Source organism: Lysinibacillus sp. NPDC094403 (assembly GCF_050278745.1).
GTDB lineage: Bacteria > Bacillota > Bacilli > Bacillales_A > Planococcaceae > Lysinibacillus.
The window spans coordinates 102,957-127,332 of the sequence record NZ_JBNNTL010000010.1 but is presented as its reverse complement, the minus strand read 5'-3'; the positions used below and the strand labels follow the sequence as shown (position 1 = coordinate 127,332).

Below are 24,376 nucleotides of genomic sequence, written 5' to 3'. Positions count from 1 at the left end.
TCTATTGATAAAATGAAAGCACAAAAGGACTTCCAAGTGAGTCCTTTGTGCTTTTTTTGTATATAATGAAAACAGGAAAACGGTTGGAGGTGAGGATTTTGTGGAAAAAATTAGCTATTATCGTCATAATCATTGTTTTTATTGACCCCATCTATACAGCTGGTAAAGCAGTTGTACAACAAGTTATTACTTGGGCAAATAATGATGAAATAGAAACGATGCTTCTTTCAACAAAGGAAAAAATCATAGATGTTACTGCTAAACTTTCAGAGAACACCTCCATTGAAACGGCCACGCCTATAGAAGAAAAACCAGAAGAAGGAGTAGCTGTTACAGCGCCTACTTCCAAAAAACCTGAAGCAAAGTTAGTTGTAACAAATGCAAAGGAAATGGCTGATGCAATGTATGCGTACTACAGTAGTTTTTCACCTACGTTTGAGATTCAATATAAAGGCGATACACAACGAATTGAACAGCTAGTGGAAGAAGCCTATGAAAATGCTATAAAACGAGATGATTATGTATATGGGCATATTAGTAAACATTCTATTCGTTTTGAATATGGAAGAAAAACGGCCAAAATCTTTGGAGAACAAAGTTATTTAATGACGCCAGAGCAGGCAGCATTTGTTGAAATGAATGTTCAAGAGATTGTAACCTCTATCAATAAAAAATCATTAAGTGATGTAGAGAAGGTTAGGGCGGTCAATGATTATATCGTTGCTAATACTGCCTATACGGATCAAACGAAATCAAGTCCACATAGCGCATATACAGTGCTTGCAGAACATGGTGGTGTTTGTCAGGGCTATGCATTGCTGGCTCATTCGATGTTACAAAAGTTAGGTATAGAAACAAAATATATAGTAGGCTATGTGGGCCAGGAAGGACATGCGTGGAATTTAGTAAAGCTGAATGGTCAATGGTATCACCTCGATACTACATGGAATGATCCGGTACCTGACCGTAAAGGGGCGGTACGCTATCAATATTTCTTAGTGGATGATCGAACGATGGCAAAAGATCATACGTGGATTGCTAAAGACTACCCGAAAGCCACGAGTACAATGTATAACTACTTTCACAATGTAGATTTCGCCGCACAGGTAGGGCAACAAATATTTTATAGCAATGTTTCTGATGATAATAAATTGTACGTGCTCGATTTAAAAACAGGTAAATCGAAGCGCGTCTCCAGTTCACGCGCACAGTACCTCGTTTATGCAGATGGCTGGCTATATTTTAGTAATTATTCACACGGAGCGTATTTAACGAAGATTCGCCCGGATGGAAGTGGAGAACAAATATTAAATAGGGAAGAAACGAAGGATTTATTTGTGAAGGACAGCTATTTATATTTCACGACAAATGAGCTTAAAAAAATGGCACTTTAACGTTATTTGCAAAATAAAGAGTCTATGATCAGATTGTCATAAGCTCTATATAGAGTTATGGCGAGATTGTAATCTGTGGTTATTTCAATTTTGTTTTATCACAATATATTAGTAACATGCCAGAAGATTCATGCTTTATGAAGTGGTTGATTGGAGTGGAGACTGAGCGACTCCTCGGGAATCACAGCGTCACAGATGAGACCTTGGAGCGAGCAAATAGAGGAACGAAGGCTAAGAACATCACATCCTGTGATAACGCCTTCGTGACCAACATCGTGTTGGCTTAAGCGGCTCATCGGACGCCCTCAGGAAGCTCTGCTCTGCGCGAAAGCGAAGCGGCAGCGATAAAAGCGCTCAGTTGGAACGGAAATCAACCCTCGTTTTGCAAAAGAGAAATGGATACCTTTAGTTCATTGAACATAATAGTTTTTCAACAACATGAAAGGCCTATGACATTACAAACTGTCATAGGCCATTTTTGTTCGCTCTATAAGATAATGGATTGGTTGATGCTCACAAAGAGAAACTTCAATTTGCGGAGACATCGATTTCATTTCCAGTGAAAAAGTTTTAAAAATGAATGGATTATGCTTAATGGCACCACCATTACAATAAAGGCTAAATGCTTCGCCTCGATAGTCAACTTTTTTCAACACGGCGCGTGCAAGGAGCACTAATTCCTGGGCAGCACGAATGGATATTTGAATAGCGCATGAATCTTTTTTGGTCACGGCATCTGCCAAAAATGCACTCATTTTTGCAAGCTTCGCATTCGTATAGGATGGATGGAACAGCCATGCGGCTAGCTCTGTAACATCTTGGATCTGTAAGTAATCATAGACGGCATTTTTTAATATGGTAGGCTCACCACGTCCGTCTTCCATGCGGAAAATAGCACGAATAATCTCTTGCCCTAACCAATAGCCACTGCCTTCATCTCCCGCACGATGCCCCCAACCACCTGCACGTACTACTTGTGTACCATCAAATGCGTATGCAATGGCTCCTGTTCCAGCAATGAGTAAAGCACTTGCCTGTCCAGCAGTAACACCAAGTAACGTGGCTTGTGCATCATTTTCTATAATAAGTGTATCTATTTTTAATGGTAATGCCGATACTGCGCTATGAACGATTGCTAATACGATTTCATGATCTTTGGGGGAATCAATCCCTGCCATAGCAAAGGTAGCTACTGCAATATTTAAGCAATCTTGCTTTTGCAAAAAGTCCTGCACTTTTGCTAATAACGCTTGTAATATTTTAGTAGCTGATTCAACACCAATTGCTTGATGATTCGAGCCACTTGTTGAATTTGTATATTTTATTTCACCAGACTCAGCATGTACGAGCGCACATGCCGTTTTTGTAGCACCACCGTCAATAATAAGTAGCCATTCCATCATTGATTCCATTCCTCTAAAAATACTGTTAATTGCTTTTCTGCCTCAACGATCATAGACTCCTTCAAACGAATCCACTCATAAAGGTTATGAGCATTTGCCTTGGAACGTTCAAGAGATGCTTTCATCGTTACGGGCGCTGGGCCACCAGTTAATGTACGGACACCAACGAAAGTCTCTGGTTTTAATGTGTTATAAAAATCCTCCTCAGAAATTTTTAACGGTTTACCAGTAATTAATTTGGCTTGTGTATTTGCAAGCCCCCATGTAAGACTTGCTAGAGACTCCTCACCATGAGAGAGCAATACTTTAATACACTTACTTACAATACTATGTGCTTGGCGGAAGGAAATCCCTTCAGAGCGCACAAACGTATCGGCAAGCTCTGTGACATTGGCAAAGCTATTTTCTGCTCGATTTCTTAGTTTATTCTTGTTTACATCCATCGTGACAACAAGCGAACCAAATAGTTTGTATATACCTATTAAACGGTCGATTGCGCGCCATAAATATGGTTGCATATCATCTTCTGTGTCTACGATATCTCCAAACGGTGTATTATGTACCATTTGTAATACTGTACTAGCATCACCAACAACCGCTGATAGCAATGAACGTGTATGCTCTATCGAAACAGGGTTGCGCTTTTGTGGCATGATAGAGCTAATTTGTACGTACGGGCTTGCCAGCGTAAATGCATTGAATTCCTGTGTAGCCCATAGTAAAAAATCCTGGGATGTGCGACCCAGATTAAGTGCCGCAAGCTGAACAATACTGGCTGCCTCTGCAATATAATCTGCACCAGCAACAGCATCCCACGCATTTTCGATAATATCATCGAATGCCAATAACTCACGCATGCGCTCTCGATTAATATTGAAGCCTGTTGTCGTTAATGCCGCTGCCCCCATACTACTGCGATTTACCGTTTTATAGACATGCTGTAAACGTTCAAAATCTCGTTCAAGTTGATCGATGACAGCTTTCAAATAATGCGCAAAGGTTGTTGGCTGTGCCTGCTGCGTATGTGTATAGCCAATCATAATCGTATCAACGTGTTCCTCAGCAGCTGCGATTAAATCATCCCGTAATGTCAGTAATTCTCGCATAAGCAATAACAATTTTTTTCTTAAAGTCATTCGATAGATGGCAATGCCCATATCATTACGACTTCTACCAATGTGAAGATTCCCAGCAACATCGCCAGCAAGCTCTATTAATTTATTTTCTATACGGAAAAACAAATCCTCATATCGTGGGCTGTAATCCTCTATACGGTAATAGTTCAAGTCTAGTTTTTTTAGGGCAATTCCAATTTCTTTAGCTTCTTCTTTTTTTACTAGCCCCTGTTCTTCTAACATTTTTAAGTGTGCAATATCGATTTGTAGCATAATTATTAAAAAGTTTTTCTTAGCTTCATCGTAAGCCGGCTGTAAAACAATTTTACGATAAATATTAGAAGGGAAGATCATCCCATCTTCTTGCTGGGTTTTGTTGCGGAAATCTTCAAACATATTAATTGCCTCCTAGTAGATTAGCAGTTATATGGCCGAACCAGCACTGCCTTTAGATAACTTCTCAGAAATAATAAGTACAATTAAAATTAAACAAATTTGTAAGACACCATATGCACATGCAGTTCCAAATTTAAAGGAATACAATTTTTGGAATATCGCCACAGATAATGGGATTGTTGACGTACTGTAAATAAGAATTGACGCTACGAATTCGCCAAAGCTTTGAACAAGGGCTAGTAACGTCCCTGCCAAAATGCCCGTAAATGTAAGTGGTAAGACAATACGTCTAAATGAATACCACCATGTTGCACCTAAACTTCGTGATGCTTCTTCGATCGATTGATCTAATTGCACAAGTGATGCTGATGTCGATCGGAAAACAAGCGGTAAATGTCTAATAAAATAAGCTAACGGCAAAATCCAGAACGTCCCGATAAGAACCTGATTAAAGGAGAAGATATTTTCCGTACTAAAGGCTGCGATCAAATTGACAGCTACAACCGTTCCCGGCAATGCCCAAGGAACCATGATTAAAATATCGAGTAATGTTTTACCTTTAAAATTTAACCGTACCATCGCATAGGCTGCCGCAACACCGAAAATGATATTGCCGAGTGTTGCAATGACCCCCATTTGAATGGAATTCCAAATCGGTCGCCACGTCCGTTCATCTGTAAAAAGAGCGTGGTAATGATCCAATGTATAGTCTGTTGGAAGAATTTGTGTTTTCCATGCACCATCCACGGAAAATGAAATTAATATAAGCACTAAAATCGGCAAAATTAAAATTAATGTACCTATGAAAGAAGCAATAGTCGCCATGATTTTCATGCTTCTTGAAGACACTTCAGATCGATGAACACTAATGCCTTTGCTGAGATTTTGATAATTTCGACGGTTTTGATACCAGCGCATAATAATTAAAAAAGTAATGGACACAAAGGATAAAATCATAGATTGTGTTGCTGCCATATCTAAATTCCCATTCGTACGTGATAAATAGATTTGCATTGTCATCGTACGTTCAACACCGAACATTAAAGGTGCAGTGTAGGATGCCATAGATATCATAAATACTAGTAAGGATGAGGCAACAATCGAGGGTGTTAACATAGGCAAAATAACCTTTGTCCATACTCGAACACGCCCGGCGCCTAAGCTAGTTGCGGCTTCTTCTAAAGCTGGATCAAGACCTTTTATAGCTGCTGAGGCGGTTAAGTAGAAGTAAGTGTACATAGTGAATGTATGTACTACTATAACCCCCCATATGCCCTTTAATGAAAAAGGAACTTGCCCTAAACCGAATAAGTGCTGAAACGCACGTGGGAAAATACCACTTTCTCCATATAAAAATGTAAAGGACAGTACACCTACTAACGGCGGAAGAGCCATAGGTACCAATACTAAAACAGAGAGTATCCGTCTGCCTGGGAAATTATAGCGTTCCAGTAGAAATGCCATGGTGACACCGACGATGGCACAGCAAATAACACTGATAACGGATATATATATACTAGTCCACAATGCCTCTATATTTGCTGGGCTAGCTATATTAAAAAAATTTTTATAATTCGATAGCGCATCATCACCAGAAAAGCTTTCTATAAAAGTTTGATAGAACGGGTATACTACATAGGCAAACAACACTAAAAATAAAGGTGCAACTAAAATATAGACAAACCAATTTGAACTAGTTAGTCGTGTCCATGCATTTCCTTTAGAAGGATTGAGGTGTGTTTTATCCATGTTGGTGCCCTCCTATTCCCCTAAAAAATACAGTGAATCGTGGGCTATGTTTAAGGTAATTTCTTCACCAATTTTTTTTAATTGATCATTCATATTAATAATCATTACTTTTAGTGAAAAATCTAGAAATTCCACAATGTAGTTCACACTAATTCCTGTAAATTCAACAAAAGTGATCTTACCTGTTAATGTGTTTTCACCGGTTCCTTGATTGATAGATTCAGGACGAATAGAAATAAATACTTTGTTTCCAATCATATGCGTTAAGGTGGGGGAGCTTTGTTGCTTTCGCCCAGTGAGAACAAGTCCATTCGCTGTTTTTACTTGTATATCGTTACCATTAACAGCATCGATTGTTGCCTCAATTAAATTTGTCTCACCAATAAAATCTGCTACGAAGCGGTTTGAAGGCCGATTATAAATCTCTTGCGGAGTACCAATTTGTCTGACGTTCCCATTTTCCATGACCATTATACGATCTGACATAGACATAGCTTCCATTTGATCATGTGTAACATAAATGGTTGTGACACCAAGCTCGGACTGAATTCTTTTTATTTCAATCCGCGTTTCTTCACGTAATTTCGCATCTAAATTTGATAATGGCTCGTCTAGTAATAAAATATCAGGTTCAATCACCAGAGCTCTTGCCAATGCAACCCGTTGTTGCTGTCCGCCAGATAATTCATTAATTTTCCGATTCCCATATTGCGATAAATGTACAAGCCCCCTGATACGGTCAACCTTTTGTTTAATCTCCGCCTTTGAGAATTTCCGTACTTGTAATCCAAAGGCGATATTTTCATCTACTGTCATATGTGGAAAGAGGGCATAATTTTGAAACACCATACCGATGTTCCGTTTATTAGGTTGGAGCCTTGTCACATCAAGATCATCAAAAAGAATTTTCCCTTCCGTTGGGTAATAAAAGCCTGCTATCATCCTTAGTGTCGTCGTTTTTCCACAACCACTGGGACCAAGGAAAGTGAAAAATTCACCAGCTTTAATATGAAGATCTAAATCTTTTACGCCATGAATTTGACCGAATTTCTTAGAGACATTTTCTATTTTGACACTTTTCAACTGAAATGCTCCTTTCTCGTTAGAAAATTAGGTGCATGAAGCCTCGAGCAAAATATACTCGAGGCTTATAGACATGAACAATATTCGTAGATATTTGTTTTATGATATTAAAAGGCTTCACCATAACGTAGGGTTGATTTCCGTTCCGACTGGGCGCTTTGTTGCTGCCGCTACGTTAACACTACGCTTTCGCACAGAGCAAAGCTTCCTGGGGGCGTCCGATGAGCCGCTTCACTCGCGTTGCTCGCTCCAGGGTCTCATCTGTGACGCTGATCCCCAAGGAGTCTCCCAGTCTCCACTCCAATCAACTTATATGCATGACATACGTTTTAACAAATATCATTCCTGATTTTTTGTGAGTAACCTGTCAGCAACATAGGACAGGTTCACAACTTTTTAATCCTCGGTCACTTTTTCCCGCGCCCTTTAATATTGTTATCCCAATACTCCATCCATTCTGCCTCTTTTTCAGTCATTAGCTTCCAATCTATATCAATAGTTTTTAAATCTAATTCTTTATACCACTCAGGCATTGCAGCTTTATCGATATCTGAGCGAGTAGGAATTTGATAGTAATCGTTGGCTAGTTGAGTCACCATACCTTTTTCAAATATGAATTCTGTGAAGAGCTTTGCATTTTCTAAGTTTTTAGCATTGTTGACAACAGCAACGCCATCAACTAATATCGGTGCACCACTTTTCGGATAAATGTAATCAAACGGATAGTCAGTCGTATATTTCTTTAATAGAATATCTTGCAAATTCCATAAAGAAACACTGCCCTCTTGTCGTGTCATCTTTAAATAAAGTGCATTTGGATCTTGTGTATATTCCTTCGTGTTGGCATCTAATTTTAATAACCAATCGTAGCCCTTCTCAGGCGAATCTGCACCTTGACGTAAAATCATAGATGAATAAATAGTACGCATTGTCCCAGATGCTAACACACCACGAATTAAAATTTTATCCTTCCACTTTGGATCTAATAAATCATCCCAATCTTGTGGACCCGTTTCTTTCGTTAAAACATCCTTGTTAATCATAATGACTTCAGGCAGTAACATTTCACCAAACCAACGACCATCTGCATCTTTATGAGCTGCATCAATGGAGTCGTTAAAGCTAGGTTTCCAAGCGTGAAGCAAACCTTCGTTGGCGCCGACAGTTAGTGCAGATTGCGTACCGCCCCACCAAAAATCAGCCTGAGGATTTGCTTTTTCACCACGTAGGCGTTCTAAAATTTGCTGTGCGCCCATCGTTAAAAATTCCACTTTAATGTCCGGGTACTTTTCATTAAACTGATCGATTACCTTTTGCACCATTTCTTCATCGCGCCCTGTATAGATCACAAGCTTTCCAGATGGTGTAGCCGCCGCCACATCGGTCTTTTCAGAGTTAGACGTTTTGTCGCTATCTTTTGCATCTTTTGTAGAAGCCTTGTCACTACTACAAGCAGCCAAGACAATAACCATCAGCACAAGTAAAAAACCGAAAATACGTTTTTTCTGCATAATCTTCCCCCTCCCTAATAGTGAAAAACTTACATACTATCAGTATAATCCGTGGACTTGGTATTAATGTTAGAATTATAAAAAAATTATAATTAGATTCATCATAGCTAACAAAATACTAGATAGCAATGGTGCTTCACTAAAGTTGGAAACCCTTTAAAGTAGCGAGAATTAAAGCTTTTCAGAACAGATTATCAACTTTTGTTCAAAAGTGAACAAAAGTTGATTTTGATGATTTTGAAATGAATGCTAAGATTTGAAACAAGGACATCTATAAAATTTGAATTTTATCTATATTCTAAATATTTAGGTAAAGGAGTTTTTATAATGATTAAAAAATCGTTTCATAGGATTTTAGCAGGATTAGCAGTTTGTGCATGTTTAAGTGTATCAGTAGGAGAAGGTTCTGCAGCAGAATTACCTACAAATGAGGGCGGTATTGACTTAGATGCATTGATAGCCCAAGAAGAAACTGGTTCTTTCCTAATTGATGATACTAAAAATAATTTCGCTAGAGCAGCTGTATCAGCTGGAGGCGGTACATTTAACGTATTCTGGGGATGGGATCGTCATACCTCAGAGTACAACCATCCCTCAAAAGTTCATAGATCAAGCGCAGGTAATTGGAGTCTCAATCGTCAGAGTGAATGGGAAGCACCAGGTAACTTAGCAGCTATATGGGTTAAAACTACACTTTGGGGTAATACAGCAAATTGGAATGTTAAATAAATATTAAACAAACACAAAGTGTAGGGATTATTCCTATACTTTGTATTTATTGAAAGGATATATTCATGAAAAAAATAATATATCTATTTTTAACTATCGTGATAATCACATCAAATTTATTCAGTTATTCGTTATTTTCGAATCATAAAGTAGTTGATTTTTTATATAAAGGAAATCAAATTGTTATGATTGACTATAGTTATGCCAAAATAAACTTCAACGATAATGAATTTACTGAACATTTAGTTGAATTTTCAAAGAAAAATAATATTAATATTTCTCAATATAATTTTATAAGCGACAATTCTTTAAATATTTACTCTACGAACGTTTTAAAAGATTCATATATAAACTTACAATCAGGAGAATTTCCGATTGGAAAGTATTTTATCGCTAATCATTTGAAAGAAGATGAAAAAAACCAATCAGGTATTTTTTACTTTCCACTATCTAATTGGGAATTTCATATATATGACTTTAAACAAATAAAAAATGTAGGATTTAAAAATGAGTTTTATTTGAGTAGTGTAGATAAAGAAATCCTCCATTCTTTTACTAAAGAATTCTCCCCATACGGAAAGGTACTAACCAAACAAGAAAATATAAATAGTTTAGTATTAACAAATATTTCTTTATTAATGATTGTTATTTTTTCTTTTGTTATTTATATAATAGGAATATTTTATTTTTTAATCCAAAAACGAAACAAATTACTATTTTTGTATTATCTATGGGGGTACTCGAAAGCGAAAATTGTATGTTCTTTTTTCAGTCCCTTTTTACGGTTCATGTTCATTATATTCACATTGTTCTCAATAGGAATAATTATTTTTTCCGTAACTTTTAAACAAGTGTACTTTTTAAAAGATTTTTTTCCACTGTTCATACTAGTGAATATTTCAATTTTAATGATTCTTCTATTTGTTACATTGCTAGGTATTTTACTAATTTTTAAATTTAATAAGTATCATCATAGTGTTAAAGGCGCTTTACCATTTCGAAAAATTCAGTGGATGTCGATCATTTTAAAGACGTTAGTATCTATTGTTCTTTTTAGTATGATTAGTTTTTCATTTATGAAATATAATAATTTAACCAATAAATTAAATAGTTTAAGCTACTGGGATGACACTCAAAATGTTTTTCGTATTCAAGTGGGTGTGCTAAACAAAAATATTTCGGATAATTTAAAACTCGATAGAGATTTAAATGATAGATTAAGTCTCTTTTATGAAAAAATCAAAAAAAACAATCAGGCCTTTCTCATAGAAGCCGAAAAATTTAGTGTTATTGATTATAAAGATGGAAAGCCTATATATAGCTATATGTCAGGTATTAAAAATACAAATGATATTTATACCCCTCATGGAAGACGTATTATTATAGATGAAAATTATCTCAAAGTTAACCCGATTCAAAGTAGTAATGGTGTGCCGATTATTAAGCAGTTACCTAAGGATAAAAACACCTTGAATGTGTTAGTACCTGAACATTTAAAGGTTATCGAAGAGCATATTGCGAATTCGTATAGAGAATGGTTTTATTTCCAAAGCGTTGAAATTGTCAATATGTATAATAAAGAACTCGCTCAACCATTAATTGAAAAGAAAATAGACGATTTGAAAATTAATATAATCTATACTAAAAAAGGACAAGAATATTTTACATACAGTAATTATAGAGGAAACCAAAAAAATAGAGTTATAGACCCTGTCGCTATGTTATACACTGATAGCTTAGATACTTCTACCATAGGTGCGTATGTGACACATTCATTATTTTTCTTAGATAATTCGAATGGAAATGCCTATGAAAATATTTCTTCATCGTTGGGAGAAGCAAACGTTAAAGAAATAAATAACGTAGTATCTGTTTATGACGAAGTAAGTGATGGAATAATTGAACTTAAGTGGGAATTGTTTCAACAACTAATTGGTTTAACTATTGTTATTATATTTTCATTTATACTTTTTATTGCATATATTTGGTCTTACTATAATGCACATCTTTATCAATTAACCCTTAAATATTTGTTCGGTTATTCTTATTGGAAACGAAATAAAACTATTATTCTTATAGCTAGTCTCTCTAATATTTTCGCAGCTGCATTGGTGTTTTATTTCTTCAAAAGTGCTAATGTTACATTACTGCTTTTAGGACCTTTGTTTTTAGAACTTCTATTTTTAAATATATTTGTCAAGTTTTCAAACGAGAAAAATACAAACAAAGTAGTAAAAGGGGATTGAGTATCTAATGATTGAACTCAAACATATAAGTAAAAGTTTTTCGGGGAAAACTATACTTGCAAATCTTTCATTGAGCATCAATAAAGGAGAATTTGTATCTATTATAGGCGAAAGTGGTGCAGGTAAAACGACAGTTTTAAATATGATTGGCCTATTAGATAAGCCGGAAAAAGGTACTGTTTCTATAGACGGTCATTTAAATCCAAATAGTAAAGATACTATGTATTTGCGAAGGTATAAATTCGGATATATATTTCAAAATTATGTGTTAATGAATAATGAAACAGTTAAAGATAACTTACTAATTTCAAAGGCATATAGTAACAATTTTAGTAATGAAATAATGATAAATAATTTAGAAAAAGTCGGCTTGGATGCTACATATTTAGAAAAGAAAGTTTACCAGTTAAGTGGTGGTGAACAACAGAGGATTGCTATAGCAAGAGTGATGCTAAAACCTTGCGAAATAATATTAGCAGATGAGCCAACAGGAAATCTTGATGATTTAAATAAAGAAGTTATTTTAAATTTATTTAAGCAATTAAAAGATTCAGGAAAAACTATTATTTGTGTAACTCATGATAAGGAAGTAGCTGAACGGTCAGATAGAATAATTAATATTGAGCGGAGAGATTAGATGATAAAAATCATAGCATTATCTGTAATCAAATGTGTATTAATACTATTAACTGTAGTTATACATAAAATTATATAGGGTAATGTTGTTGGGATATGATAATCTATTTACATATTGGGGTCTATTTATACTAGTTTTTTTAGTATTAAACTTGCTTGTAAATATATTGTTTTATAAAGAAAAAAATATTTTATAGATGTGGTAGACTCTACACACAAAAAAGCAAGTAATTTATCGTCTGCCCTAAGTTATGAAAGTTTTTGAAATTGAAAAAAAACACACTAAGGTCATACCCTTTTTAGCAAGGTATATGATAATTCAGCAAGGATAATTTAAAATGAAAAGGGCCGAAATAGATCTTAATCGACTCGAAATTCAATTAAATGCAGAATCCTCTTACTCTCATGATTCAAAACAAAAAGGTTACATTATTTTTAGTGATTTTTTATTGATAATGACTTTATCACTTTTAGCAACTTTAGATTAAGGATGAAAAGGAGCTAGCTTTAAATTGAAGCGTATAATTGTTGTTATGATGACTGGTGTTCGTTTTGCCTAATATAAAAATCATACTGGGAGCAAGGCAACAATAGAAGGTATAAAATTTACTGAACTATATCCAAGATTGAAAGAGTAAATAATTTAACAGGGGTTGTTCTAAAATATTTATTTTTAGAACAACCCCTGGTGGTCTTGCAGGAAAACCAGTAGAAGTATCCTATACAAAAACTTTTAGATACCTATAGACATTATTGGTAGGTGATTTTTTGAATAAAAAAATCTTTTCGTTTTGCATAGTTTGTATAGCTATGATTTCGCTATTTAGTCCGACAATTGTTTCTTCTTTAATGCTAACTGACAACAAAATGCTAAATACTAATTATTATATTCAATATAATGCTAATTTGATGAGTTTCCATTTAAGTCTATTCTTCCTTGCTTTGTTAGCAATACTTCTATTTGTCAAAAAAGATCGATGACTAATAGACAAAACCTACCTAAAATCGATGTGAATAGAGATTGTAGGTGGGTTTTTAAATGTTCTTTAAACGACGACATTAACTTTCTCCTAAGTTTTTTGATGATTATCCTAATCACTATTTTTCTTAGGAGTCTTTGGGTACGGTAGGACTTCATATTTGATGCATTAACCTATTTTCGGATGTACCTAAAAATCATGTGTATTATGAACAAATCACACGACTACAATGAGCAGGTATCATGGATGGTTCAAATGGAGCTTTCCGTCCTAATGCTTATATTACTCGTGCACAAATGGCGAAAATACTAGTGCTTGCCTTTGATTTAACGCCAGAGGGCAATAGCTCGTTTAAAGATGTTGACCCATCAAACTGGGCGAGTGGATATATTGCGACTTTAGCAGACCATAACATTGCACTAGGCGATGAAAACGGTAATTTTAAACTAAATGAAAACTTAACACGCGCACAGTTTACGGCATTTATGTACTGAACGCTTGGTTTATAAAAGTTTGTGGTTTATCTAGGAATGTCTGTATTTGGAATACAACTTAAAACATTGTTCGATTTTTTCTGCTGAGAGTAGCATTTTGCTACTCTTTTTTCGTGGCTTAAGGGTAGGGCAAGCAACGGGAATGTGCGCCCACTCCCCAAAAACACTGTTTTTGACTTGGTAGGATATTCCTACGACCTTTACAAATTTTCAGCTGTTATTTTTGCAAAATAAGCAGCTATATTTGTTGTCGCTTTGCTCGAAGATATGTTGTTTGTTCAGTGCCAAGAGAATTCTCTCCAGCAAACAAAAAGAGCAGCAAAATGCTACTCTTCTTGCTAATTTAAATTGATGTATCAATCATATTCTTAGTTACATTTTTATCAGATACGTAAGAAGCTTTTTTCGCTTCAGCTTTTAAGGCGTTCCATGTATTGATATATAACGTATTAAACTCACTACTACGTGCACTTTCTGCCGAAGTAGCAACGGACGTCCACCCTTTGTTTGGTGAAAAGCTAGCAATTTCATTTCCACGACCATCTTTTACTTGCATATAATTAATTTTATTACGCTGCATAAAATGGCAAACGTTGCATTGCTTGAGTAATAGAACCGTTTCGATTAGGAGATACAACCGAAACAAAACTCTTTTTCAATTCCATAAAACCTGGTCCCATCGTTGTTTTTCCACGTTTAAAATCTTTTTTCGCCTGTTCAATAATGGCATCTTTATATTTTTCTTCTTTCATGGCTGGCAGGTTTCCTAAGAAAAAATGAAAAGATTGAAGAAAGAAGTAATTAATTATACAGACATTGATTGGAACTGAATAATGATACAAAGAAGCACCCATTCAACTAAATAGGTGCTTTTTTCATAAATTTTAAATTGATATCATGTGATTTTATTGATGTTTCTTTACTTTCTAAAGGGTGGTGTACGCTACTTCCAAACTCTGCATGGGAATTATTTACTTGTGAAGCATTTTGGTTTTGAAATGTTTGGTTGCTGTTACCAGTTATAAATATTGGCACAATACATAACGGACAACTACCATCATCTTCAATCATAGAACCACATAGCGAGCAATACTTGTCTTCAAGCTCAACTGTTTGATTAACTTTGTCCTCCAAAAGATGTAATTCCAATGAAGACTTCAAATCGTTAGGATTAGTTATTGCTAATGATTTTTCTTTCAAAAAATCATTAAATACTGTTGCAAATAAAGAGGTCTTTATTGGAACAGTAACTACAACATTATTCATTTTGTTATTTGTAAAAATATTAAATGTATTGAGATTATTAATGTTTATAAAATCCACCTCACATTCCGCACCCTTGAAGAAAATTTTATGTATTTTTAAACCATGGTATCATTTTTGGTAAAAAACTAGTTTTTCAGAAAACATCAATCCAATAACTTACATTCTCATCTACACGTAATGAGAGTCTGTTAAGGACATAGACATAAGGTTTTTTTAAATTTACCACATGGCTTACAATATACCTTGTATAAAGGACCCCCACATGTGCTATGAAAACCAACATATTTTGTTTCTTTTAGAGTACCAACATGGTTACACATAGCAAAAACAGTAATTTGTTCATCTCCAGTTATACTTTCATGTACAAAAGCATCATGTTCGTGTTCTTCAATTGAAGTTTCTATGAACAAAATGGGAGAAAATTCCTAATCTAGTTCTTGATCTAACTCAGATGCTGGTGCTTTCCCCATAATCCCAAATACAATAAATACGGCAAATAATGCTGTCAAGATGGTTGTTATCTTCTTCATAATCCTAGCTCCTTTTTGTTTTTTTAGGAATTGTACAAAACCTTAGTTATATATAGCATATTTTGTCATATAAATAAATGGTAAAATAGTTATTGTTTGGTTATTAACTGTTTTATAGGTAAACGTTTCGCGCCCTCATATTGTTCAGTGAATATTTCTAATAATTGACGATAATATTCATAGAAGAAGATATGAATATCTCGAGAAAGGAAGCGTGATAACATTGAATGTAAAATTTCCATCTACAGAAAATATACTTTTCACACAAAAACTCCTTCAAGAATTGTCTGAAAACAAAAAATTAAATTTATCAGAAGATCAAAAAACTGCTTTCAAAAATGTATTAACAGATACTCTTCTTAATAGTTCAAATATAAAGAATTTATCTGATATACAAAGAAAGTCGTTATTAAAAGATCCTAAAGTATCAAATATATTAGACTTGTACAGTGAGAATGGTTTTCTAGATCTACTTGAAACTAAATTAGATAAGGATAGTAATTTATCCACTGTACAGAAGCAACTATTAAATAGCATTGGTTTAACAAGTGAAGGTTCTATCTCGTCCTCAGCTAACATTTCTATTGATGACATAGTAAATTCTACGTTGAAACAAAATAAAGTAACGGAGAAGGTACAAGCTGGAAACAACAACGCTGTTAAAGCAAAGGCAAGATCTTTATATCAGCAACAAATCCCGGTAAGTATAAGCACAAATATGGGAGATATGACTTCTAGAATCGAAGAAATTAGATCTAATTTCTTTGCATAGGACACATCTTTTTTTTCTTTAAAGAATCAGAGATTTAACTATCTTCTTCTGCTTAATCTTCCCACTCCCTAATAGTGAAAAACTTACATACTATCAGTATAATCTTTAAGTTTGGCATTAATGTTAGAATAATTAAAAAATTATAACAATCTTTGGTTCTAAAGGGATTCGAATTACGAAAATAAATTCTATTTTTGGATTTTCTAATCACCATAGAGTAGTAGCATCTTTTCATGCGCGATTTAAGATGTGGAGCAATAATGGACGTTGAGTACCAGAAAAAGCTAGCTGTTATGTGTCTAAGTATTGACTTAGTTCAAATATGTAAAGTTTACTTAACGTAAAGTTAACTTTACTAATAGATGGTGAAAAGTTGAAAAATAATATTAAGAATTTACGTGCTAAATACGATTTAACGCAAGATAAATTAGCTGAACTATTACATGTATCAAGACAAACGATTATTTCACTTGAAAATGAACGCTATAACCCCTCTATCAAATTAGCATTTAAAATTTCTCGTGTATTTCATTGTAAAATTGAAGATGTCTTTATTTATGAGGGGGACTGAAATATGACTAATAATCAAAAAACCTATTTATTTTCAAGCATCATTGGAATTGGATTTGGTCTTTATTTTATTTATGAGGAAATAGCCAATGGTAGATTTCCCAATTCTCTTATGCTAATAGCATTAGGCTTAAATCAGTTGATGCTAGCATATCTTTCACCACATATTTTCCCTAAGGACGAACGCTCGAAAGAAATTATGGGAAAAGCAATGACCATTAATTATTTCGTTTTATTCGGCACAATACTGGTCCTTTTTTTACTGACAGCTTCATTTGGGCCTTTAACACTTGACTCGTCACAAGTACTCATTGTTCTGTCTTGCATCATGCCGGTGCTATATGAATTATGAGAAGCAAGCAACACGTACTGAGACAAACAGTGGTGCTCGCTCTTGGAGAATTAACACATAGAGGAATCATAAATAATAATGTTGAACATATGCTTTGTACGGCTTTCTCATAGGATTTATGAATGAAATCTGGATATTTTGATTAATCAATACGCCTGTTTGTCTGACTTACTAAATTTATTAATAAGAAGTTGAATAATCCCTCCTAAAAGACCAAATATAAGTACACCTGTCGATGTTACATTAGCATTAAATATACTATCTTGAATATGGATATAAACTATATCTTGACCAAAAAACTTAGGTTGAAAATCAAAAGATTCTACTTTAGATAATACAATAGAAAGTGTTGCCAAAAATGTAATTAAACTGTAAGTGATAATACTTAATAGAACAGCAACAACGATTTTATAAGATTTTCTCATCTCTTCCTCCTAATTTCTTCTAATTTCTTTAAATTGTAATTTATAATATTTCCATCAGGGGCGAATGGTAATATATTACAAATACTTATTATAGATAAAAACATTGTAAATCCCCAAAAATTATTAGAATATAAACTATAAAAAACAAAACTAAATAATATTGAATTGACTGTCCCAAAACAGGCTATTAAAATATTTGCCCATGGATTCGGAAAGGGTTTATTAATAACTTCAATATTAGTCAATGTTAATTTTAACTTGAGATTAAAAATCCCTCTTCTATATACAATATTGAAAAATATAATCATCAATATATGTCCTAATTCATGTGATAATATAACAGTGGTTATAGATCCAATCAGAAATATAAAAAACTGGAAAATTACTAAAATAGAAGGGCTAAATGTTAATACATTCATTTTGTTATGGGTCCTTTTAAAAATTTCTTTTTCAAAACAAATACACAAACAAATGGAATTAGTATTCCAAATAAAAAATTAATTAGTGAGAAAGGAATATTGAAATTTAAAATAATTAGTTCGATAATACCGTAACAAAGTATAAATACTAAAATTAAAAACAATTTATTAAATTCTTGAATAGGCCATATAAATCCAATAGTTATAGCTAATATAGTAATAGAAACTATTCTTATATATTGAAATAATGTTAATAAATCAACACTAATATCGGATACAATAGTTGTAACTCCTAAAATAAATAATAAATAAATACAAATATTGGAGATGATATATATAAGAAATCTACCAAATAAATAAATAAATCCGTTCCAATTCATTGAATATATTAGAAATTTAGTTTTCAAAAATTCAGATCCTAAAGATATAAGTACAATTATCATAGCTTCAATCATTCCAAATTGGAAAACTAAATTATATATTGAAGTAAAAACCTCGAAATTTAACATTTTATATGCAACAACTATTATTAAACCTAAGAAGATAACTATAAAAATTGGTTCCATATACAAGTTTGTACGATACAATCTTAATAATTCAAGATTAATTTGTCTTAATAATGGAGAATCATTTCGCCACTTTGAAATATTTACGACTTTATATTTGATAAAGCCATCTTCTAATTTTTCTTTAAATAAATTACCTAAATAAATTGAAGATAATTTATTTAACCCCCAAATGTTTAAAGATATATATATTATAATTAGTGATAACGAAACTAAATAATTAACAAAACCCGAATTTAAATATAAATTCAGTAAACTAAAGCGATTCCCTGAAATCAAATTTATAACAATCAAAACAAAAGAAAAAATAATAAATAAAATTGTTAGCAGTGAATTTCTAAAATTATTATTTAGTCTCATAGCTAAAAGATAAGAAATAATCCACACATTTAAAATGAGAAAAAACAAAAGAGGTAATGACAACAACATTAAAAACATACTAAACAACATGAAGAAGGTTATTTCATAAAAGAAAATAATAACTAAAAATACAGGTAACATAACAAAACAATAGAAAAACAATGTGAAAATAAAAACATAATAATAATTAGCTAAAATTATTTCTAATGTGGACATAGACACAGAACTAAAAAAATGTTTATATTCAGGGGTAAGAAGTTTGTTTCTGGTAAAATATATAAATATAATTGTTATGAAACTAAAAACGCCTATACTCATAATTCCAGCTCTATAAAGTACATCGATAATAGATTGATTAGAAGGGTTAACACCTTGTATAGTTAATAAAATATATAAAGCATAAATAGAAATTACGCTTAATAGCACTAATAACCCAATCATTTTATTATGAATAAAAGTAGAAATTAAATTTTCTCTAAGCTGTTTTCCATCTAGTTTCCTAGCTATGCTTAACCATTTCATTCTCTATAAGCACCTCAATATAATTATAATAATCATTATTGATTTTTTTATAAATATCCTCCAAATTACAAGTTCCATATTCTCCTAATAAATTATCGCTTTTATCCTGAAGTATAATTTTCCCATCTCTTATAATACTCACGCTATTCATCAAATTTTCAGCGAATCGTAAATCATGTGTTGAGATAAGAATTCCCGTACCTAGATCTCTTAACTTTAAAATAATCTGTTTTAAAATTATAATCATATCTGGATCCAAACCATTGGTAGGCTCATCAATTATTAAATACTTTGGTTTACACAAAATTTGGCCTATAATTTGAACTTTTTTTCTGTTTCCATGAGATAATGTACTTATCAATTGTTTAGTATATTTACTAATATTGAAAACTTTTATTAAAAAATTCAAAAAATCAGACGAATCAATATTTTTACTAATTATAACTAACTGAAAATATTCATCTGGAGTTAGATAATCAAATAAAACATCTTCATCTGGTATAAACCCAACTTCAGATTTGAATTTTTTATAACTATTATAATGTTGAAAATCAATCTCAGTATTATCCAATTTTATGCTCCCTGAATCCAAATGAACTAATCCCAATAAAGAACGAATTATTGTTGTTTTACCAGAACCATTATGACCTAACAATAATGTAATTTCCCTTGGGAAAATAGAAAGAGAAACATCCTCTATAGAAAAATCAGGATATATTTTTTGTTTTATATTAATTTCAATCATATTAAGTCACCCTCTAAAAGAGTAAAAGTAGAATAGAATTCGAATTCTATTCTACTTTTACTTGAATTTTTACTTCTTACATTCAACTTCAAATCCAATTCCTAAAAAATTGAAATTTCCAGTAAAATTAGCGCCATAAAAGTAACAAGCAGCATAAAAAGCTGCAATTACTATTATAAGTATAGCAACCCAGACCCAAAAACCATTACGCTGTTCAGTTTTTGAATCCATCATTACATTTGTAAATGGCTGTACAAAAAAATTAATTAATGCAGTTAAAAACATATTTTTCATTACTGTCATTTTATCCCTCCATCATTTCTTTGTTTTTTCCCCGGGGATGTTAATACCGTAACACTAGATATTAAAAATTCAAAATCAGTTTTTGTTATTATTTACACAAAAATTGATAAAAACTAGAAAAATTATATTTTCCTATCCAAAAAAAGGTGGGGATTTTTTCAACTATAGTAGGGAGTACATAAATATGTATGTTTTATCAATAATTGATGTGAATTGGCGACTTAAGTCCTGTGTTTTGTTGGATTTAAGCTGTTTAATCATTCTTAGATAATAGATTTTTATCTGTCTTTCTAACGTTAGAATAGATGTGAATCTGTAACACCTTATTTTAAAAATTCAGAATTATCATTTTTTGTTTCGGAACCAGCAAAAATTGATTTCGTTGTTTTTGAAATAAATGTTATATTTTTAGATTATTAACAAATGCCCTTTTAGGCAGAATGAACACTTAACGCGCGCACATTTTACGCCGTTTATGTACCGAGTGCTTCATTTATAAGACTATGAAGGGGAACGTATCATCATTGGATAGATCAATTTTCTATTTTCTATGCATAATGAGCATGCTGTTTCTTCTGCTATTCAAGCAGTAGATTGGATATTTCTGTGAGTTTTATAGATATTCTTACAACTTCGGAAAATCGGGGGATTATTTATGATGTTTTTGCGACTTATAATATTACTCGATAGAAGATGTGAACCTGTTATAATCATTTAGAGTTACCGGATTTGGATGGTGAAAAAATAAAAATAAAATTATCATCTTTATTTGAAAATGAATGGGATATTTTATTAGAAAAAATTATGAAAGAGTTTGAAAAAACGGCATATTTCCAGAGATTGTTAAACATTTAAATGAAGGAAGATAAATGTTTATATAAAAAAGCGCGAGAAATCAACGTTTCTAAATTGATTTCTCGCGCTTTTTAAAGTTTTGTACCAGCCTCAATGATGTTAAGTATTTCACCAACAGTTATTTATGGATAGGCCATTACGTGATCTTTTTTTGTCGTCGTTGCGAAAGTATTGTCGGTAGCATCATACCTAAAATAACCAAAATAATACCCGCTATTTGTAAAGAAGTTAAAGGTTCATGTAGAACAATAACTGAAACGGTTACGGCAACAGGTAACTCCATAGCACTTAAAATAGAGGCAAGAGCTCCTCCCACTTTCGGAACAGCTATAGAGAATAAATAAATCGGCAAAATAATACCGAAGAGCCCTAGTGCTAGTCCGAATTTCCATAACCCTCCGGCGAATAATTTGCCGTTCCAAAGGACTTCAGGGTTAAGGAAAATACTAATTATGATAAGAGCGACAAAGGAAACGATTAACACGCGTGATGTAGTTGTAATACCTTCCACGTGACGAGAGTTAAATTGAATAAAGCAAGCAAAAGTAAAGGCAGCAGCAAACCCTAGTAGCCAGCCTTGAATAGGAATACCGCTTAAATCTACATTTAGTACACCGGCAGCTAAAATAGTTCCAGCAAATAATACAATGAGAGAAATTACTTCAGTCCGACTTGGTAAACGTTTATGAAGTACGCAATCTATTAATAAGCCTATCCATGTAAATTGGAAGAGCATTACTACTGCAAGAGATGCTGGTAGATACTTTAATGATTCTCCGTATATTATCCCTGTAGCCCCGGTAAATATCCCGGCGCACACTAAAATAAGCAGTCCCTTTTTAGAAAGCTTCGGTAATTGCCTTTGTGTCACTATAAAAATAGTTGCAATAAGCATAAAGCCAATAATATATTGACTCGATACGGCCTCTCCTGTTGTAAAGCCATGCTGCATAGCTACTTTGACAATTGTCGATAGTATTCCGTAGCTACTAGAAGCAATGACAATTAAAAGAGGATAAAATAAATTTTTCTTCATGTTTTTTTGTTTCACTTCCTAAAATTGCTTCACCATATGATGAAATGGTTCATCAATGATGGACCATGGCTCTGTAATGACAAAGCCCATGCGTTCATAAAGGCGACGAGCGTCTTCTTTTTGTGTTTCAACATTTAATGATAATTTTGTATAGCCTCGTTTTTGTGTTTCCTCTATGGCAAATTGCAGTAATAATGTTCCAATTCCTTTACCACGAGCTTCTGGTGCTACACAAATAGTATCAATATAATATTCATCTTCATGAGCTTCTTTATCGATGATAATGGATGGCGCATTTTTTTCTTCTAGCCATTTTACGAGGTTTTCATCCATGTGAATGGCTTCGACACCATTATAGTAAACAAGAATTGCTAATACTTGCTCATTCTCAACAGCAACAAAAGTATTTAAAAAGGAATGTCGATTATCCTCACGCTTGAATAGTACAGTAAGTTCTTGTTCAACTGCTTTAGCTGTCTGTTCTCCTGTTAAACGGTTGGCAATATCACCAATCGCATCAATAATTAATGGTACAACGGCATGGGCATCCTGTGGTTGCGCTTGTCGAATTGTGATACTCATTGTCAAAATCCCTACCTTTCTATAGGCAAGTATAACAAAGATAGAGGATGACTCAAGCTTTTGAGAAAATAGTGATATTCTGGTGGCATCTTGACCTTCTTTCAGCGGGTGTCATGAAATCAGAAAGGAGTTAATAACGGCAAACTGACCTACAACGGTAAAAACGCCACGTCCTGTGGCATTACCGAAATGACCGACATCGTGTCGGCCCTCGTGCAGGCCTAAGCGCAAAGCCGATTCCAGACGCATTGTTTATCTGTGAGAAAGCGAAGCGACAGCAACAACTAGGCCAAGTCATAATTATTATTTTTCCGAAAGTTTAAAACTTTATGCGACATCAAATTTCGTGTTAATCTATAATGACTAGAGTTTCAGGAGGATAACAATGACAAAGGAAGATAAGGATTTTATATTAGTTTACGGAGATGCTTTTATTGACTATATCGCTGATGATGTAACAAACACATCTTTTACTAAATATATGGGTGGTGCAACGGTAAATGTTGCCGCGGGAATTAGCCGTATTGGTGCTCCATCTGCATTAATTACGATCACAGGAGATGACGAAGGTTCTCAGTTTGTTCGAGATGGCCTTGCACAAGAAGGGGTAAGCCTGGATTATGCAGTATTTAACCCTGCGAAGCGTGTTAGCGGTGTCTATGTACATTTAACAGAGGCATGTGAACGAATTTTTAAAGATTATGTCGATGAGACGCCAGATTTACAAGTAGAAGCAACACAATTAAATGAAGCAGCTTTTAAACATGCATCTGCTTTAACAGTGTGCTCGGGTACAATGTTCCATCCCACAGCACTTGATACAACACGTGCTGCCGTAGAGATGGCAAAGGAAAAAGGCGCAATTATCGCAATGGATGCGAATATTCGCCCGCTACGTTGGAGCAGTGAGCAAATTTGCCGTGAAACCATCACGTCATTTTTCGAGAACGTAGATATTTTAAAGGTTACTGATGAAGAATTATTTTTCCTGACAGAAACAACTAGCTTGGAAGATGGAATTGAGCAATTAAATAGTTATTTAGTGCCCGTTATTTTAGTAACAGTAGGTGAAGATGGCACTTATGCGGTATTGAATGGTGAGGTTATCCATGTACCGACAGAAAAGGTAGTGCCAGTAGATACTACGGGTGCCGGAGATGCATTTATGGCTGGTGTATTGCGAGATGTTCATTACAATGGTTTACCTACAACGGAGGAGGAACTTGTTCGTTGCGTAAGCTTTGGTAATAAGCTAGGTGCTTTAGCAGCTACTAAAGCAGGGGCATTAACAGCTCTTCCGTATTATGATGATATTAAGCATTTACTTAAATAGTCAT

24 protein-coding genes and 1 pseudogene are annotated in these 24,376 nt (G+C 33.6%); 11 read left to right on the top strand and 14 right to left on the bottom strand.

Annotated features, from left to right (window positions below; translation table 11 throughout):
* Positions 1 to 98: 98 nt before the first annotated feature.
* On the top strand, positions 99 to 1,394 hold the full coding sequence (locus ACQKMV_RS15695; RefSeq protein ID WP_427505077.1) for a transglutaminase domain-containing protein: 1,296 nt from the start codon (positions 99 to 101) through the stop codon (positions 1,392 to 1,394).
* A gap of 455 nt (positions 1,395 to 1,849) precedes the next feature.
* Here the strand turns inward: ACQKMV_RS15695 and ACQKMV_RS15690 are convergent, their stop codons facing one another.
* From ACQKMV_RS15690 to ACQKMV_RS15670, 5 genes are all read right to left on the bottom strand, one after another.
* Positions 1,850 to 2,797 (bottom strand): N-acetylglucosamine kinase, encoded by a 948-nt coding sequence (locus tag ACQKMV_RS15690; protein ID WP_427505076.1) that lies wholly within the window; start codon positions 2,795 to 2,797, stop codon positions 1,850 to 1,852.
* On the bottom strand, positions 2,794 to 4,308 hold the full coding sequence (gene argH, locus ACQKMV_RS15685) for an argininosuccinate lyase (protein ID WP_427505075.1): 1,515 nt from the start codon (positions 4,306 to 4,308) through the stop codon (positions 2,794 to 2,796). The genes ACQKMV_RS15690 and argH overlap by 4 nt, the downstream gene beginning before the upstream one ends.
* Before the next feature lie 27 nt (positions 4,309 to 4,335).
* Positions 4,336 to 6,057, bottom strand: coding sequence for an ABC transporter permease (locus tag ACQKMV_RS15680; RefSeq protein WP_427505073.1), 1,722 nt, complete (start codon positions 6,055 to 6,057; stop codon positions 4,336 to 4,338).
* 12 nt (positions 6,058 to 6,069) lie between these two features.
* Positions 6,070 to 7,140 (bottom strand): ABC transporter ATP-binding protein, encoded by a 1,071-nt coding sequence (locus ACQKMV_RS15675; RefSeq protein WP_427505071.1) that lies wholly within the window; start codon positions 7,138 to 7,140, stop codon positions 6,070 to 6,072.
* A 407-nt stretch (positions 7,141 to 7,547) separates the two neighbouring features.
* Entirely contained in the window at positions 7,548 to 8,651 is a 1,104-nt protein-coding gene (locus tag ACQKMV_RS15670; protein ID WP_427505070.1) for an extracellular solute-binding protein, read from the bottom strand.
* A 327-nt stretch (positions 8,652 to 8,978) separates the two neighbouring features.
* Here ACQKMV_RS15670 and ACQKMV_RS15665 point away from each other — a divergent pair, with 327 nt between their 5' ends.
* The 5 genes and pseudogenes from ACQKMV_RS15665 to ACQKMV_RS15645 all read left to right on the top strand — a co-directional run bounded on the left by ACQKMV_RS15665 (position 8,979) and on the right by ACQKMV_RS15645 (position 13,736).
* Positions 8,979 to 9,380 carry a lactococcin 972 family bacteriocin gene (locus ACQKMV_RS15665; protein WP_427505069.1) on the top strand — a complete coding sequence of 134 codons (402 nt, stop codon included), beginning with the start codon at positions 8,979 to 8,981 and terminating at the stop codon, positions 9,378 to 9,380.
* Between the two features lie 65 nt (positions 9,381 to 9,445).
* Positions 9,446 to 11,626, top strand: a complete 2,181-nt coding sequence (locus tag ACQKMV_RS15660; protein WP_427505068.1) for a DUF1430 domain-containing protein — start codon at positions 9,446 to 9,448, stop codon at positions 11,624 to 11,626.
* Positions 11,627 to 11,633: 7 nt separating this feature from the next.
* Positions 11,634 to 12,267 (top strand): annotated as a pseudogene (locus tag ACQKMV_RS15655) (putative bacteriocin export ABC transporter).
* A 78-nt stretch (positions 12,268 to 12,345) separates the two neighbouring features.
* Positions 12,346 to 12,459: a bacteriocin-like WGxF protein gene (locus tag ACQKMV_RS15650; protein ID WP_427505067.1), complete on the top strand. Its 114-nt coding sequence runs from the start codon at positions 12,346 to 12,348 to the stop codon at positions 12,457 to 12,459.
* Positions 12,460 to 13,481: 1,022 nt separating this feature from the next.
* A complete protein-coding gene (locus ACQKMV_RS15645; protein WP_427505097.1) occupies positions 13,482 to 13,736 on the top strand; it encodes an S-layer homology domain-containing protein in 255 nt (84 codons plus the stop codon).
* A gap of 343 nt (positions 13,737 to 14,079) precedes the next feature.
* On the opposite strand, the gene ACQKMV_RS15640 is transcribed toward ACQKMV_RS15645, so the two are convergent.
* From ACQKMV_RS15640 to ACQKMV_RS15630, 3 genes are all read right to left on the bottom strand, one after another.
* Positions 14,080 to 14,316, bottom strand: coding sequence for a hypothetical protein (locus ACQKMV_RS15640; protein ID WP_427505066.1), 237 nt, complete (start codon positions 14,314 to 14,316; stop codon positions 14,080 to 14,082).
* The gene (locus ACQKMV_RS15635; protein ID WP_427505064.1) at positions 14,306 to 14,488 is read right to left on the bottom strand and encodes a hypothetical protein; all 183 of its coding nucleotides are present in this window, start codon (positions 14,486 to 14,488) and stop codon (positions 14,306 to 14,308) included. The genes ACQKMV_RS15640 and ACQKMV_RS15635 overlap by 11 nt, the downstream gene beginning before the upstream one ends.
* A gap of 106 nt (positions 14,489 to 14,594) precedes the next feature.
* Positions 14,595 to 15,059, bottom strand: coding sequence for a hypothetical protein (locus ACQKMV_RS15630; protein ID WP_427505063.1), 465 nt, complete (start codon positions 15,057 to 15,059; stop codon positions 14,595 to 14,597).
* A 696-nt stretch (positions 15,060 to 15,755) separates the two neighbouring features.
* On the opposite strand from ACQKMV_RS15630, the gene ACQKMV_RS15625 reads away from it, so the two are divergent.
* The 3 genes from ACQKMV_RS15625 (at position 15,756) to ACQKMV_RS15615 (ending at position 17,226) form a co-directional block, all read left to right on the top strand.
* Positions 15,756 to 16,304, top strand: coding sequence for a hypothetical protein (locus tag ACQKMV_RS15625; protein WP_427505062.1), 549 nt, complete (start codon positions 15,756 to 15,758; stop codon positions 16,302 to 16,304).
* A 373-nt stretch (positions 16,305 to 16,677) separates the two neighbouring features.
* Entirely contained in the window at positions 16,678 to 16,875 is a 198-nt protein-coding gene (locus ACQKMV_RS15620; RefSeq protein ID WP_427505060.1) for a helix-turn-helix transcriptional regulator, read from the top strand.
* A gap of 3 nt (positions 16,876 to 16,878) precedes the next feature.
* Positions 16,879 to 17,226 (top strand): hypothetical protein, encoded by a 348-nt coding sequence (locus ACQKMV_RS15615; protein ID WP_427505059.1) that lies wholly within the window; start codon positions 16,879 to 16,881, stop codon positions 17,224 to 17,226.
* Positions 17,227 to 17,372: 146 nt separating this feature from the next.
* On the opposite strand, the gene ACQKMV_RS15610 is transcribed toward ACQKMV_RS15615, so the two are convergent.
* From ACQKMV_RS15610 to ACQKMV_RS15595, 4 genes are all read right to left on the bottom strand, one after another.
* Positions 17,373 to 17,651: a hypothetical protein gene (locus tag ACQKMV_RS15610; RefSeq protein ID WP_427505058.1), complete on the bottom strand. Its 279-nt coding sequence runs from the start codon at positions 17,649 to 17,651 to the stop codon at positions 17,373 to 17,375.
* Between the two features lie 415 nt (positions 17,652 to 18,066).
* On the bottom strand, positions 18,067 to 19,518 hold the full coding sequence (locus tag ACQKMV_RS15605) for a hypothetical protein (RefSeq protein ID WP_427505056.1): 1,452 nt from the start codon (positions 19,516 to 19,518) through the stop codon (positions 18,067 to 18,069).
* A complete protein-coding gene (locus ACQKMV_RS15600; RefSeq protein WP_427505055.1) occupies positions 19,496 to 20,263 on the bottom strand; it encodes an ATP-binding cassette domain-containing protein in 768 nt (255 codons plus the stop codon). Before ACQKMV_RS15600 ends, ACQKMV_RS15605 begins: the two co-directional genes overlap by 23 nt.
* A 69-nt stretch (positions 20,264 to 20,332) precedes the next feature.
* Positions 20,333 to 20,566 carry a hypothetical protein gene (locus tag ACQKMV_RS15595; RefSeq protein WP_427505054.1) on the bottom strand — a complete coding sequence of 78 codons (234 nt, stop codon included), beginning with the start codon at positions 20,564 to 20,566 and terminating at the stop codon, positions 20,333 to 20,335.
* 729 nt (positions 20,567 to 21,295) lie between these two features.
* Here ACQKMV_RS15595 and ACQKMV_RS15590 point away from each other — a divergent pair.
* Positions 21,296 to 21,421 carry a hypothetical protein gene (locus tag ACQKMV_RS15590; protein WP_427505053.1) on the top strand — a complete coding sequence of 42 codons (126 nt, stop codon included), beginning with the start codon at positions 21,296 to 21,298 and terminating at the stop codon, positions 21,419 to 21,421.
* Positions 21,422 to 21,557: 136 nt separating this feature from the next.
* On the opposite strand, the gene ACQKMV_RS15585 is transcribed toward ACQKMV_RS15590, so the two are convergent.
* Together ACQKMV_RS15585 and ACQKMV_RS15580 are read right to left on the bottom strand one after the other, a co-directional pair.
* A complete protein-coding gene (locus tag ACQKMV_RS15585; RefSeq protein WP_427505052.1) occupies positions 21,558 to 22,457 on the bottom strand; it encodes an EamA family transporter in 900 nt (299 codons plus the stop codon).
* A gap of 18 nt (positions 22,458 to 22,475) precedes the next feature.
* A complete protein-coding gene (locus ACQKMV_RS15580; protein ID WP_427505050.1) occupies positions 22,476 to 23,039 on the bottom strand; it encodes a GNAT family N-acetyltransferase in 564 nt (187 codons plus the stop codon).
* Positions 23,040 to 23,424: 385 nt separating this feature from the next.
* On the opposite strand from ACQKMV_RS15580, the gene ACQKMV_RS15575 reads away from it, so the two are divergent.
* A complete protein-coding gene (locus tag ACQKMV_RS15575; RefSeq protein WP_427505049.1) occupies positions 23,425 to 24,372 on the top strand; it encodes a carbohydrate kinase family protein in 948 nt (315 codons plus the stop codon).
* Positions 24,373 to 24,376: the final 4 nt, after the last annotated feature.

Excerpts from the sequence above, each read along its gene's own strand:
- ACQKMV_RS15690 (WP_427505076.1), bottom strand. The coding sequence starts at position 2,797 with ATGATGGAATGGCTACTTATTATTGACGGTGGTGCTACAAAAACGGCA.
- argH (WP_427505075.1), bottom strand. The coding sequence starts at position 4,308 with ATGTTTGAAGATTTCCGCAACAAAACCCAGCAAGAAGATGGGATGATC.
- ACQKMV_RS15680 (WP_427505073.1), bottom strand. The coding sequence starts at position 6,057 with ATGGATAAAACACACCTCAATCCTTCTAAAGGAAATGCATGGACACGA.
- ACQKMV_RS15670 (WP_427505070.1), bottom strand. The coding sequence starts at position 8,651 with ATGCAGAAAAAACGTATTTTCGGTTTTTTACTTGTGCTGATGGTTATT.
- ACQKMV_RS15665 (WP_427505069.1), top strand. The coding sequence starts at position 8,979 with ATGATTAAAAAATCGTTTCATAGGATTTTAGCAGGATTAGCAGTTTGT.
- ACQKMV_RS15660 (WP_427505068.1), top strand. The coding sequence starts at position 9,446 with ATGAAAAAAATAATATATCTATTTTTAACTATCGTGATAATCACATCA.
- ACQKMV_RS15650 (WP_427505067.1), top strand. The coding sequence starts at position 12,346 with ATGTTGTTGGGATATGATAATCTATTTACATATTGGGGTCTATTTATA.
- ACQKMV_RS15640 (WP_427505066.1), bottom strand. The coding sequence starts at position 14,316 with ATGCAGCGTAATAAAATTAATTATATGCAAGTAAAAGATGGTCGTGGA.
- ACQKMV_RS15635 (WP_427505064.1), bottom strand. The coding sequence starts at position 14,488 with ATGAAAGAAGAAAAATATAAAGATGCCATTATTGAACAGGCGAAAAAA.
- ACQKMV_RS15615 (WP_427505059.1), top strand. The coding sequence starts at position 16,879 with ATGACTAATAATCAAAAAACCTATTTATTTTCAAGCATCATTGGAATT.
- ACQKMV_RS15610 (WP_427505058.1), bottom strand. The coding sequence starts at position 17,651 with ATGAGAAAATCTTATAAAATCGTTGTTGCTGTTCTATTAAGTATTATC.
- ACQKMV_RS15605 (WP_427505056.1), bottom strand. The coding sequence starts at position 19,518 with ATGAAATGGTTAAGCATAGCTAGGAAACTAGATGGAAAACAGCTTAGA.
- ACQKMV_RS15600 (WP_427505055.1), bottom strand. The coding sequence starts at position 20,263 with ATGATTGAAATTAATATAAAACAAAAAATATATCCTGATTTTTCTATA.
- ACQKMV_RS15595 (WP_427505054.1), bottom strand. The coding sequence starts at position 20,566 with ATGACAGTAATGAAAAATATGTTTTTAACTGCATTAATTAATTTTTTT.
- ACQKMV_RS15585 (WP_427505052.1), bottom strand. The coding sequence starts at position 22,457 with ATGAAGAAAAATTTATTTTATCCTCTTTTAATTGTCATTGCTTCTAGT.
- ACQKMV_RS15580 (WP_427505050.1), bottom strand. The coding sequence starts at position 23,039 with ATGAGTATCACAATTCGACAAGCGCAACCACAGGATGCCCATGCCGTT.
- ACQKMV_RS15575 (WP_427505049.1), top strand. The coding sequence starts at position 23,425 with ATGACAAAGGAAGATAAGGATTTTATATTAGTTTACGGAGATGCTTTT.